This window comes from Roseivivax sp., assembly GCF_054552075.1.
The window spans coordinates 90668-103210 of sequence record NZ_JBTOLZ010000007.1; the positions used below are offsets into that span (position 1 = coordinate 90668).

Here is a 12543-nt window from a genome sequence, read left to right on the forward strand (position 1 = left end):
GGCGCGCGCACCATCGCTGTCAGACGAGGTTCACATGCCCAAACGCACCGATATTCAGTCCATCATGATCATCGGCGCAGGGCCCATCATCATCGGTCAGGCCTGCGAGTTCGACTATTCCGGCGCCCAGGCCTGCAAGGCCCTGAAGGAAGAAGGCTACCGGGTCATCCTGGTGAACTCCAATCCGGCCACGATCATGACCGACCCGGGCATGGCCGATGCCACCTACATCGAGCCGATCACCCCCGAGGTGGTCGCCCGGATCATCGCCAAGGAAAAGCCCGACGCGCTCCTGCCGACCATGGGCGGGCAGACCGGGCTCAACACCGCGTTGAAGCTCGAGGAAATGGGCGTCCTCGCCGAACACGGGGTCGAGATGATCGGCGCCAACCGCGAGGCCATCGAGAAGGCCGAGGACCGCGCGCTCTTCCGCGAGGCGATGGACCGGATCGGGCTCGAGAACCCCAAGGCCACCATCGTCACCGCGCCGAAGAAGCCCGACGGCAACGCCGACCTGAAGGCCGGCGTGCAGATCGCGCTTTCCGAGCTCGAGCACATCGGCCTGCCGGCGATCATCCGCCCGGCCTATACGCTCGGCGGCACCGGCGGCGGCGTGGCCTACAACCGCGAGGACTTCGAGTATTACTGCCGCTCGGGCATGGATGCCTCGCCGGTCAACCAGATCCTGATCGACGAGAGCCTCCTGGGCTGGAAGGAATACGAGATGGAGGTGGTCCGCGACCGCGCGGACAACGCCATCATCGTCTGCGCCATCGAGAACGTCGACCCGATGGGCGTGCACACCGGCGATTCGATCACCGTGGCCCCGGCGCTGACGCTGACCGACAAGGAATACCAGATCATGCGCTCGGCCTCGATCGCGGTCCTGCGCGAGATCGGCGTCGAGACCGGCGGCTCGAACGTGCAGTGGGCGGTGAACCCCGAGGACGGCCGCATGGTCGTGATCGAGATGAACCCGCGGGTCTCGCGCTCCTCGGCGCTGGCCTCCAAGGCGACCGGCTTCCCGATCGCCAAGATCGCCGCGAAGCTGGCCGTGGGCTACACGCTGGACGAGCTCGACAACGACATCACCAAGGTGACGCCCGCGAGCTTCGAGCCGACCATCGACTACGTGGTGACCAAGATCCCGCGCTTCGCCTTCGAGAAGTTCCCGGGCTCCGAGCCGCTGCTGACCACCGCGATGAAATCGGTGGGCGAGGCCATGTCCATCGGCCGCACGATCCACGAATCGATGCAGAAGGCGCTGGCCTCGATGGAGACCGGGCTTTCGGGCTTCGACGAGGTGCAGATCGCCGGCGTCTCGGCCCCCGCCGAGGGCGGCACGCCGCTTGACGAGGCCGAGCGCGCGGCGGTGGTCAAGGCGCTCTCCATGCCGACGCCCGACCGGCTGCGCACCATTGCCCAGGCGATGCGCCACGGGCTGGGCGACGACGAGATCCAGGGCGTCACCAAGTTCGACCCCTGGTTCCTCGCCCGCATCCGCGAGATCGTCGAGGCCGAGGCCAAGATCCGCGCCGAGGGCCTGCCGCAGGACGCCGACGGCCTGCGCGAGCTGAAGATGATGGGCTTCACCGACATGCGGCTCTCGCGGCTGACCGGCCGCGAGGAGATGGAGATCCGCGCCCATCGCACCGGGCTCGGCGTGACCGCCGTCTTCAAGCGCATCGACACCTGCGCGGCCGAGTTCGAGGCCCAGACCCCCTATATGTATTCGACCTATGAGGCGCCGCTTCTGGGCGAGGTCGAATGCGAGGCGCGCCCCTCGGAGGCCAAGAAGGTGGTGATCCTCGGCGGCGGGCCGAACCGGATCGGCCAGGGCATCGAGTTCGACTACTGCTGCTGCCACGCCTGCTTCGCCCTGACCGAGGCGGGCTACGAGACCATCATGATCAACTGCAACCCCGAGACCGTGTCGACCGACTACGACACCTCGGACCGGCTCTATTTCGAGCCGCTGACCTTCGAGCACGTCATGGAGATCCTGCGCGTCGAGCAGGAGGCCGGGACGCTGCACGGGGTCATCGTGCAGTTCGGCGGCCAGACGCCCCTGAAGCTCGCCAACGACCTTGAGGCCGCGGGCATCCCGATCCTCGGCACCACGCCCGACGCCATCGACCTGGCCGAGGACCGCGAGCGCTTCCAGGCGCTGGTCAACAAGCTGGGCCTGCGCCAGCCGAAGAACGGCATCGCCTCCTCGGACGCCCAGGCGCTCGACATCGCCGAGGAGATCGGCTTCCCGCTGGTGATCCGCCCCTCCTACGTGCTGGGCGGCCGCGCGATGGAGATCGTCCGCGACATGGATCACCTCAAGCGCTACATCGCCGAGGCGGTCGTGGTCTCGGGCAAGTCGCCGGTGCTGCTCGACGGCTATCTCTCCGGCGCGGTCGAACTGGATGTCGACGCGCTCTGCGACGGCAAGGCCGTGCATGTCGCGGGCATCATGCAGCACATCGAGGAGGCGGGCGTCCATTCGGGCGACAGCGCCTGTTCGCTGCCGCCCTATTCGCTGCCGGGTGAGATCATCGAGGAAGTGAAACGCCAGACCGTGGCGCTGGCGCTGGAACTGGGCGTAGTCGGGCTGATGAACGTGCAGTTCGCGGTCAAGGACGGCACGATCTTCCTGATCGAGGTCAACCCGCGCGCCTCGCGCACCGTGCCCTTCGTGGCCAAGGCCACCGACAGCGCCATCGCCTCGATCGCGGCGCGGATCATGGCCGGAGAGCCGCTCTCGGCCTTCCCCGAGCGTCCGCCGCATGGCGACAAGATCGACTATGACACCGATGTGCCCATGGCCGATCCGATGACCCTGGCCGACCCGATGATGCCCTGGTTCTCGGTTAAGGAGGCGGTCATGCCCTTTGCGCGCTTCCCCGGCGTCGACACGCTGCTTGGCCCCGAGATGCGCTCCACCGGCGAGGTCATGGGCTGGGACCGCAACTTCCCGCGCGCCTTCCTGAAGGCGCAGCTCGGCGCCGGCAACATGCTGCCCGAGGCGGGCCGGGTGTTCCTCTCGATCAAGGACGAGGACAAGGGCCCGCAGCTCATCGAGACCGCCAAGACGCTGATGGAGCTGGGGTTCACCATCGTCGCGACCAGCGGCACCGCGGCCTACCTCGAGGCCGAGGGCGTCCCCGCCGAGATCGTCAAGAAGGTCTACGAGGGCCGGCCCAACGTGGTCGACCAGCTCAAGGACGGGGCAATCCAGCTGGTGATGAACACCACCGAGGGCGCCGCGGCCATCGCCGACAGCCGCGAGATCCGCTCGGTCGCGCTTTATGACAAGATCCCCTATTTCACCACGCTCGCCGGCGCCCATGCCGCCGCCCAGGCGATGAAGGCCCGGGGCGAGGGCGAGCTGGTGGTGAAATCCCTGCAGGGCGGTGCGCTGCCCGCCTGAGGGTAAGTCAGATCCCGACATCACGACGGGCCCGCCTCCCAACGGCGGGCCCGTTGCCGTTTGCGGGCCAGCCGATCAGCAAGTCCCCGCGTGCCGCCGCGCGCGGGCACGCGGGCCTTTTCGTGTCCCCGCCTTCGCGTTAAGCGGGTTCTGTAGCAACTCAGCGAGGTGCCCATGCCCAAACCCGTCATCCTGACCATCCTCGACGGCTGGGGCCTGTCCGAGCGCCGCGAGGCCAATGCCCCGGCGCTGGCCGAGACGCCGGTGATGGACCGGCTCATGGCCGAATGCCCCAATGCGACGCTGACCACCCATGGGCCGGACGTGGGGCTGCCCTCGGGGCAGATGGGCAACTCCGAGGTCGGCCATACCAACATCGGCGCGGGGCGCGTCGTGGCCATGGACCTCGGCCAGATCGACCTCGCGATCGAGGACGGCAGCTTCTTCTCCAACGAGGCGATCCTGGACTTCGCAGGCCGCGTCTCCGAAGCCGGAGGCCGGGCGCATCTTTTCGGCGTGGTCTCGAACGGCGGGGTGCACGGGCATCTCGACCATATCGTCGCCGCCGCGCGGCTCCTGACCGACAAGGGGCTCGAGGTGGTCGTCCACGCGATCACCGACGGCCGCGACGTGGCGCCGAAATCGGCGGACGATTTCCTGCCCGAGCTGCAGTCCAAGCTGCCCGAGACGGCGATGATCGGCACGGTGATCGGGCGCTATTTCGCCATGGACCGCGACAACCGCTGGGGCCGGGTGAAGACCGCCTATGACGCCATCGCCAAGGGTGAGGGCGAACTGGCGCGCACCGCCCCCGAGGCCGTCGCCGCGGCCTACGAGGCGGGCACATCCGACGAGTTCATCCCCGCCACGGTGATCGACGGCTACGCGGGTCTCGCCGAGGGCGACGGGCTCTTCTGCCTGAACTTCCGCGCCGACCGCGCCCGCGAGATCCTCGCCGCGCTGGGTGATGCGGAGTTCGACGGCTTCGAGCGCGAGGCGCCCGCGCTTTCGGCGCTGCTCGGCATGGTGGAATATTCCGACCGCCACAATCGCTACATGACCACCGCCTATCCCAAGCGGCCGGTGGTCAACACGCTGGGCGCCTGGGTGGCCGGCAAGGGGCTCACGCAATTCCGCCTCGCGGAGACCGAGAAATACCCCCATGTCACCTTCTTCCTGAACGGCGGCAAGGAAGAGCCCGAACCGGGCGAGGACCGGCACATGCCGAAAAGCCCCGACGTGGCGACCTACGACCTGCAGCCCGAGATGAGCGCCCCCGAGGTGACACAGGCTTTCGTCGAAGCCATCGAGAAGGGCTACGACCTCATCGTGGTGAACTACGCCAACCCCGACATGGTCGGCCATACCGGCGACCTCGAGGCCGCCAAGGCCGCCTGCGCGGCGGTCGACCAGGGGCTCGGTGCCGCGCTCGAGGCCATGGAGAAGGCCGGCGGGGCGATGATCGTCACCGCCGATCACGGCAATTGCGACGTGATGACCGACCCCGAGACCGGCGGGCCGCATACCGCGCATACACTAAACCCGGTGCCGGTCATCATGGTCGGCGGGCCCGAGGGCGCGCGGCTCGACAAGGGCCGGCTGGCCGACCTCGCGCCGACGCTCCTGGAACTCATGGGCCTCGATCAGCCCGAAGAGATGACCGGCCGGAGCCTCATCCGCAGATGATCCGCGCGGCGCTCCTCTGCCTGGGGCTGACCCTCGCGCTCGGGCCCGCGCCGCTCGCGGCGCAGGAGGCCGCGGCGCGGGCGCGCGGCGCGGCGGAGGCGCTCGACCAGGCGGCGGCGCGGCTCGATGCGGCCGAGCGGTCCTCGGACCGGGTGGCGGCGCTGACCGAGACCATCCGCGCCTATGAGGACGGGCTGGCGGCCATGCGCGACGGGCTGCGCGACGCGGCGATCCGCGAGACCCAGCTGCGCCGCAGCCTCGCCGGCCGCGAGGGCGAGCTGGCCGAGCTTCTGGCGGCGCTGCAGACCCTGGGGCGCAGCGATGTGACCCAGCAGATGCTGCACCCCGAAGGCCCGGTCGGCGCGGCGCGCTCGGGCATGCTGGTCGCGGCGGTGACCCCGGGGCTCGTGGCCCAGGCGGTGGCGCTGCGCGGCGATCTGGAAGAGGTCGAGACCCTGCGGCTCCTGCAGGAGAACGCCGCCGAGGACCTGCGCGACGGGCTGGAGGGGCTACAGACCGCGCGCGCTGCGCTGAGCCAGGCGGTGGCCGACCGGACCGACCTGCCGCAGCGCTTCACCGAGGACCCGGCCCGGATCGGCGCGCTGATCTCGGCGACCGAGACGCTCTCGGGCTTCGCCAGCGGGCTCTCCGATCTGACCGAGGGCGCCGTCGCCCCCACCGAGGAAGACGCCGCGCTCAAGCCCGGGGCGGTGCCGCTGCCGGTCGCGGGTCAGCTCTTGCGCCGCGCCGGAGAGGCCGATGCCGCGGGCGTCACCCGCCCGGGCGTGGTGCTGGCGACCGCGCCGGGCGCGCTGGTGACCACCCCGGTCTCGGCCACGATCCGCTACCTCGGGCCGCTGCTCGACTACGGGCTGGTCGCGGTCCTGGAGCCGAAGCCCGACCTGCTGTTCGTCCTGGCCGGGCTCGGCACGGTCTACGGCGCGGCCGGGCAGGTGCTGCCGGCGGGCGCGCCGGTCGGGCTGATGGGCGGCGCGGAAGACAACACCTCTGTGTTACAGGGCGGCGCGGGGGGTGGAAACGCCAGACCCGAAACGCTCTATATAGAGGTAAGAGAGGGAGACCGGCCGGTGAACCCGCTGGACTGGTTCGCAACCGACAAGGGATAATCAAGGCATGAAGAAATTCGTCATGGCCGCGATCGGCGGCACGCTCGCCGGTATCGTCGCGACGACCCAGTTCGTGGGCCCGCTTCTGGCTCAGGAAGAGGCGAAGAAGGCCAGCGTCTACGAACAGCTCGACCTCTTCGGCGACATCTTCGAGCGCATCCGCGCGCAATACGTCGAGGTGGTCGACGAGGAGGAGCTGATCGAGGCGGCCATCGACGGCATGCTGACCTCGCTCGACCCGCATTCGAGCTACCTCTCGCCCGATGACGCCGCCGACATGCGGGTGCAGACCCGCGGCGAGTTCGGCGGGCTCGGCATCGAGGTCACCCAGGAAGACGGCTTCGTGAAGGTGGTCTCGCCGATCGACGGCACCCCCGCCGAAGAGGCCGGGATCGAGGCCGGCGACTTCATCACCCATGTCGACGGCGAGTCGGTGCTGGGCCTGACCCTCGACGAGGCGGTCGACCTGATGCGCGGGCCGGTGGGCTCCGAGATCCTGATCACCATCGTCCGCGAGGGCGAGGCCGAACCCTTCGACGTCGAGATCGTGCGCGACACGATCACCCTGACCGCCGTGCGCACCCGCACCCAGGGCCAGTCGGTGGTCCTGCGGGTCACGACCTTCAACGATCAGACCTATCCCAACCTCGAGGAGGGGCTCGCCGAAGAGGTCGAGACGCTGGGCGGCATGGAGAACGTCAACGGCTTCGTCATCGACCTGCGCAACAACCCCGGCGGGCTCTTGAACCAGGCGATCAAGGTCTCCGACGCCTTCCTCGAGGCCGGCGAGATCGTCTCGACCCGGGGCCGCGATCCGGCCGACGGCGACCGCTACAACGCCACCCAGGGCGACCTCGCCGAGGGCAAGCCCATCGTGGTGCTGATCAACGGCGGCTCGGCCTCGGCTTCCGAGATCGTCGCGGGCGCGCTGCAGGATCACCGCCGCGCCATCGTCGTGGGCACCAAGAGCTTCGGCAAGGGCTCGGTGCAGACGGTCATGCCGCTGCGCGGGCAGGGCGCCATGCGCCTGACCACGGCGCGCTACTACACGCCCTCGGGCCGGTCGATCCAGGCGCTCGGCGTCTCGCCCGACATCATCGTCGCCCAGCCGCCCCGCCAGCCCGAAGAGGAGGAGGACGAGGAGGCCAACGGCCTGCCGACCCGCTCCGAGGCCGACCTGCGCGGCGCGCTCGACAACGACTCACTCTCCGAAGACGAGATCCGCCAGATCGAGGAGGACCGCGAGAAGGCCGAACAGGCCGCGGCCCTGCGCGAAGAGGACTACCAGCTGGCCTATGCCATCGACATCCTCAAGGGCCTCTCGGCGCTGGGGCCCGAGGTGCAGGCCCTGTCTCAGGGGGCCGGCGTCACCGCCCCCGAAGATGGCGAAGGCGAGAGCGAGAGCCAGTAAGCCGATGCGCGGCGCGGGGGCCCCGTCCGGGGTGCCGCGCCGCGTTTCCGTTCCAGAGATCCCGAACATTTCCGACGAGGTGCCGATGACCCCGGCCGAGATCGACGCGCTGCCCTACCGTCCCTGCGTGGGGGTGATGCTGGCCAATGCGAAGGGCGAGGTCTTCGTCGGCCAGCGCATCGACAGCGAGCTGCCCGCCTGGCAGATGCCGCAGGGCGGGATCGACCCCGGCGAGGCCCCGCGCGAGGCGGCGCTGCGCGAGCTGCTCGAAGAGACCGGCATCCCCGCCGAGCGGGTCCGCGTCGAGGCCGAGACCGCCGATTGGGTCACCTACGACCTGCCGCATGAGATCGTGCCGCGGATCTGGAAGGGCCGCTTCAAGGGCCAGAAGCAGAAGTGGTTCCTGCTGCGCTTTCTGGGCACCGACGACGAGGTGACGATCGAAACCGACCACCCGGAGTTCTCCTCCTGGCGCTGGCTGCCGGTGGCCGAGCTGCCGGGCCAGATCGTGCCGTTCAAGCGCGCGGTCTACGAGGCGGTGGTCGCCGAGCTGGGCCCGAAGCTGTGAGCGCCCAGGCCCGGAGGCGGCGCGGGACGGCTCCGGCGCGGCGCTTCGGGTTTGGGTGGTGTGAAGCGGTGGGGCGTCTTGCCTCTCCGATCAAGCGGCCAAAGGCGGTCCCGGCACGCCCTCGCGGCCTCGCCGCAGCCATTCTTCCCGCGCTCCTCGCCGCCACGCTGCTGCCCGGCCCCGCGCGGGCGCTCTCCTGCATGCCCGCCGATGTCGCCCGCGACTACCTGATGGCCGAGGCCGACGACGACCTCTGGGTCGTGGTCACGGGTGTGCTGAGCTTCGACGAGGCGCGGCTGCCAAAGGAGGACTTCGGCACCGAGGGCAAGGCCGCGTCCACCGACGTTCCCGCCCGGCTGACGGGCCAATCGCTTGGCCCCGACGGCTTCGCCCGGGCTTTCGACCGCGAGATCGTGCTGCGCGTGATCTGCCTCGGCCCCTGGTGCGGGCGCACCGAAAGCGGGCTCACGCACCTGGTCTTCCTGGAGCAGCAGGGCGCGGATTACGTGGCGCAGCTGAGCCCCTGCCCGGCGGGCCTCTACCCCGAGCCCAGCCCGGAAGACCTCGCCCGCGTCACCACCTGTTTCACCGGCGGGCGCTGCGCGCCCGAGGCGCTGCGCTAGGGCTTAAAGCCTTATCCCTCCCGCAGGTGCTCCAGCACCCTGAGCGAGACGTAGCCGTCCGGCCGCAGCCCCTCGGCGTCCTGGTAGCTGCGCACCGCCGCGATGGTCAGCGGGCCGATCCGCCCGTCGATCTTCTCGGGGTCGAAGCCCGCCGCGCGCAGAAGCTCCTGCAGCTCGATCCGCTCGTCGTAGGTCAGCGCCCGGTCCTGCCGCGGCCAGGAGTTGGTCAGCGGGCCCGCGCCCGCGAGCCGCTGCGCCAGGTGGCCCACCGCGATCACATAGGCATCGGCGGTGTTGTAGCTCTCCAGCACCTCGAAGTTCTCCGAGATCAGGAAGGCCGCGCCATCGGCACCGGCGGGCAGGAGCAGCGACAGCTCGGTCTCTGCGGGCACCTCGGGTTGACCCACCGGGGCCACGCCCAGCCCGCGCCAGCCTTCCAGCGCCATGGTGTTGTCGCGCCGCGCCTGAAGGTAGTCGAAATCCGAGGGCAGCAGCACCTCGAAGCCCCAGGGCACGCCGGTCTGCCAGCCGCGTTCGGCCAGGTAGGCCGCGGTCGAGGCCAGCGCGTCGGCGGGGTCCTCGCCCCAGATGTCGCGCCGCCCGTCGCCGGTCCAGTCGACCGCGAGCTCCAGGTAGGAGGAGGGCATGAACTGCGTGTGCCCCATGGCCCCGGCCCAGGAGCCGCGCAGGTTCGGCGCGCTGGTCTCTCCGGCCTCGAGGATCTTCAGCGCGGCGATGACCTCGGCCTCGAAGAAGGCGGCGCGGCGGCCCTCGTAGGCGAGGGTGGCGAGCGCGCCCAGCGTCGGCGTGGTGCCCTTGAAGCCGCCATAGGCCGATTCCAGCCCCCAGATCGCGGTCACGATCTCTTTCGAGACGCCGTATTCCGCCTCGATCCGGTCGAGCGTCGCGCCCTGCGCCTTGAGCGCCGCGCGGCCATTGGCGACCCGCGCGTCCGAGACGGCGGTGTCGAGGTAGTCCCAGATGGTCTTGGTGAACTCGTTCTGCCGCCGGTCCTTCTCGACGATGCCGGGATCGAAGCGCGCGCTGGCGAAGGCCTCGTCGTAGGTCGCGGCCGAGATGCCCTCGGCCAGGGCATAGGGCCGGAAGGCGGCGATCCAGGTCTCGAAGCCCGCCTGGCTCAGGTCCGAGAGGTCCTCGGGCCGCAAGAGCACCTCGATGGGCGAGGGCGCCTGGCCCGCGCCGGGGCGGGCCTCGGGGCGGATGGAAAGCTCGGGCGCGGCCTGGGCCAGGGTGCCTAGGGCGGCCAGGGCAAGGGACAGCGGCGCAAGTTTCATGGGCCTAACCGGGTCTGCTGCTCGTTTGCGCGGCACTCTATCCGCTGCGCGGGCCCGCGCAAAGCACCGCCTGCGGGGCGGGCAAGGCCTTGCCGATCACCCGCGCGAGAGCCGGCGCCGCTTTTCCTTGGTCTTGCCCGCGGCGTCCTTCTTCTTTGCGCGTTCGAGCTTGCGCTTGGGCGGCTTGCCGGGCTTGCCGCGCGTCTTCCGGGGCGGTTTGCCGCCGCCGCGCCGGCCGCCGCCGCCACCCTGGGGCATCTCCTGGTCCTCGAGCTCGAGCAGGTCGAAGGCGATGCCGCCGGTCACCGGGGCGGCCTCGATCAGCTTGACCCGGGCGCGCTGGCCCAGCCGCACGACGGTGCCGGTCTCGGCGCCCATCAGCGTGCCCTCGTCGCGGTCGAAGTGGAAATACTCGCGCCCGAGGTTGCGCATCGGGACCAGCCCGTCGGCGCCGGTCTCGTCGAGCTTCACGAAGACGCCGAACTTGGCGATGCCCGCGATCCGCCCGGTGAACTCCGCGCCCACACGGTCCGAGAGATAGGCCGCGAGGTAGCGGTCGGTGGTGTCGCGTTCTGCGACCATGCTGCGCCGCTCGGTGTCGGAGATATGCGTGCCGGTCTGCTCCAGCGTCTCGACGTCGGTCTGTGACAGCCCGTCCTCGCCCCAGCCATGCGCCGAGATCAGCCCGCGGTGCACGATCAGGTCGGAATAGCGCCGGATCGGCGAGGTGAAATGCGCGTAGTTCTGCAGCGCCAGGCCGAAGTGGCCGAAGTTCTTCGGCGCGTAATAGGCCTGGGTCATGGCGCGCAGGGTCGAGAGGTTGATCAGCTCGGCCTCGTCGCCCGCCGCCGCATCGGCGAGCAGCTGGTTGAGGTGCCGGGTCTTCAGGACCTGCCCCTTGGCCAGCGTCAGCCCCGCCGCATCGGCGGTGTCGCGCAGGCTTTCGAGCTTGTCCTGCGGCGGCTCCTCGTGGACCCGGAACAGCAGCGGCGTCTTCTTGGCGATCAGCGTCTCGGCGGCGGCGACATTGGCCAGCACCATGAATTCCTCGATCATCCGGTGCGCGTCCAGCCGGTCGACGAAGTTGACGCTGGTGACCTTGCCCTCCTCGGACAGCTGGATGCGCCGCTCGGGCAGGTCCAGCTCCAGCGGCTGGCGGCGCTCGCGCGCGGCGCGGAGCGCGTAATAGGCCGCGTAGAGCGGTTTCACCACGTCGTCGAGCAGCGGCGCCACATGGTCGGCGGGCTCGCCGTCAAAAGCCGCCTGCACCTCCTGGTAGGTCAGCGAGGCGGGCGAGCGCATCAGCGCGCGTTCGAATGTGTGGCTCTTCTTGTTGCCCTCGGCATCGAGCACCATGCGCACCGCCAGGCAGGCGCGCGGCACGCCTTCGTGCAGCGAGCAGAGATCGCCCGAGAGCCGATCGGGCAGCATCGGCACCACCCGGTCGGGGAAATAGCTGGAATTGCCGCGCTTGCGCGCCTCGCGGTCGAGCGCGCTGCCGGGGCGCACGTAATGCGCCACATCGGCGATGGCGACCCAGAGGATGTGCCCGCCGGGGTTCTTCGGGTCCGCGTCGGGCGCGGCATAGACCGCGTCGTCGTGGTCGCGCGCGTCCGAGGGGTCGATGGTCACCAAGGGCAGCTCGCGCAGGTCGGTCCGGCCCTTGAGGCCCGCAGGCTTCATCCGGTCGGCCTCGGCGAGGACGTCCTCGGGGAAATCGTCGGGAATGCCGTGCTGGTGGATCGCGATGAGCGAGACCGCGCGCGGTTCGGAGGGATCGCCGATCCGGGCGGTGACCCGGGCGCGGGGCGCGCCCATGCGCCCGCGCGGGCCGATCTGCTCGGCCTCGACCAGCTCGCCGTCCTTGGCGCCGCCCGCGGCATCGGCGCCGACGCGCCATTCGCGGTCCGAGCCCTTCTCGATCGGGGCGATGCGCCCGCCCTCGGCGCTTTTTCGGAAGATGCCCACCACCTTCTTGGGGTTGGTGCCGATGCGCCGGATCAGCCGCGCCTCGTAGTCGTGGTCGGTGTCCTTCACCTCCTGGAGCCGCGCCAGGATGCGGTCGCCGGCCCCGAGTGCTGGGTCGCTGTCCCGCGCCACGATCAGCACCACCGGCTCGCGCCCCTCGCCGTGCCATTCCATCGGCTTGGCGAAGAGATCGCCGTCCGCGCCGGGCTCGAGCACCTCAAGGACGCTGACCGGCGGCAGCCGGTCGGGGTCACGGTAGGTCTTCTTGCGCTTCTCGAGATGCCCCTCGTTCTCGAGCTCCTTGAGCATCTGCTTGAGGTCGATGCGCTGCGCGCCCTTGATCCCGAAGGCCTTGGCGATGTCGCGCTTGGCCGTCTGGGTCGGGTTCTCGGCGATCCAGTCGAGGATCTCTGCCTTGGTGGGAAGCTGTGCCATGGATGCGCAGTT

General features: G+C 70.1%; 8 protein-coding genes. 6 read left to right on the top strand and 2 right to left on the bottom strand.

Annotated features, from left to right (window positions below):
- The first annotated feature begins 34 nt into the window (after positions 1-34).
- The 6 genes from carB to ACX938_RS07780 all read left to right on the top strand — a co-directional run bounded on the left by carB (position 35) and on the right by ACX938_RS07780 (position 8833).
- Positions 35-3418 carry a carbamoyl-phosphate synthase large subunit gene (gene carB, locus ACX938_RS07755; RefSeq protein WP_459430629.1) on the top strand — a complete coding sequence of 1128 codons (3384 nt, stop codon included), beginning with the start codon at positions 35-37 and terminating at the stop codon, positions 3416-3418.
- A 168-nt stretch (positions 3419-3586) separates the two neighbouring features.
- The gene (gene gpmI / locus ACX938_RS07760; protein ID WP_459430630.1) at positions 3587-5104 is read left to right on the top strand and encodes a 2,3-bisphosphoglycerate-independent phosphoglycerate mutase; all 1518 of its coding nucleotides are present in this window, start codon (positions 3587-3589) and stop codon (positions 5102-5104) included.
- Positions 5101-6231 (top strand): murein hydrolase activator EnvC family protein, encoded by a 1131-nt coding sequence (locus ACX938_RS07765; RefSeq protein WP_459430631.1) that lies wholly within the window; start codon positions 5101-5103, stop codon positions 6229-6231. The genes gpmI and ACX938_RS07765 overlap by 4 nt, the downstream gene beginning before the upstream one ends.
- Positions 6232-6238: 7 nt before the next feature.
- Positions 6239-7642 carry a S41 family peptidase gene (locus tag ACX938_RS07770; RefSeq protein ID WP_459430632.1) on the top strand — a complete coding sequence of 468 codons (1404 nt, stop codon included), beginning with the start codon at positions 6239-6241 and terminating at the stop codon, positions 7640-7642.
- An 85-nt stretch (positions 7643-7727) separates the two neighbouring features.
- Positions 7728-8210, top strand: coding sequence for an RNA pyrophosphohydrolase (locus ACX938_RS07775; protein ID WP_459430633.1), 483 nt, complete (start codon positions 7728-7730; stop codon positions 8208-8210).
- Positions 8211-8410: 200 nt separating this feature from the next.
- Positions 8411-8833 (top strand): hypothetical protein, encoded by a 423-nt coding sequence (locus ACX938_RS07780; protein WP_459430634.1) that lies wholly within the window; start codon positions 8411-8413, stop codon positions 8831-8833.
- 11 nt (positions 8834-8844) lie between these two features.
- Here the strand turns inward: ACX938_RS07780 and ACX938_RS07785 are convergent, their stop codons facing one another.
- Positions 8845-10128, bottom strand: coding sequence for a lytic murein transglycosylase (locus ACX938_RS07785; protein WP_459430635.1), 1284 nt, complete (start codon positions 10126-10128; stop codon positions 8845-8847).
- A gap of 96 nt (positions 10129-10224) precedes the next feature.
- Positions 10225-12531, bottom strand: a complete 2307-nt coding sequence (gene rnr / locus ACX938_RS07790; protein ID WP_459430636.1) for a ribonuclease R — start codon at positions 12529-12531, stop codon at positions 10225-10227.
- Between the last annotated feature and the right edge of the window lie 12 nt (positions 12532-12543).

Coding starts and splice junctions, on each gene's coding strand:
- carB (WP_459430629.1), top strand. CDS start 35: ATGCCCAAACGCACCGATATTCAGTCCATCATGATCATCGGCGCAGGG.
- ACX938_RS07765 (WP_459430631.1), top strand. CDS start 5,101: ATGATCCGCGCGGCGCTCCTCTGCCTGGGGCTGACCCTCGCGCTCGGG.
- ACX938_RS07770 (WP_459430632.1), top strand. CDS start 6,239: ATGAAGAAATTCGTCATGGCCGCGATCGGCGGCACGCTCGCCGGTATC.
- ACX938_RS07775 (WP_459430633.1), top strand. CDS start 7,728: ATGACCCCGGCCGAGATCGACGCGCTGCCCTACCGTCCCTGCGTGGGG.
- ACX938_RS07780 (WP_459430634.1), top strand. CDS start 8,411: ATGCCCGCCGATGTCGCCCGCGACTACCTGATGGCCGAGGCCGACGAC.
- ACX938_RS07785 (WP_459430635.1), bottom strand. CDS start 10,128: ATGAAACTTGCGCCGCTGTCCCTTGCCCTGGCCGCCCTAGGCACCCTG.
- rnr (WP_459430636.1), bottom strand. CDS start 12,531: ATGGCACAGCTTCCCACCAAGGCAGAGATCCTCGACTGGATCGCCGAG.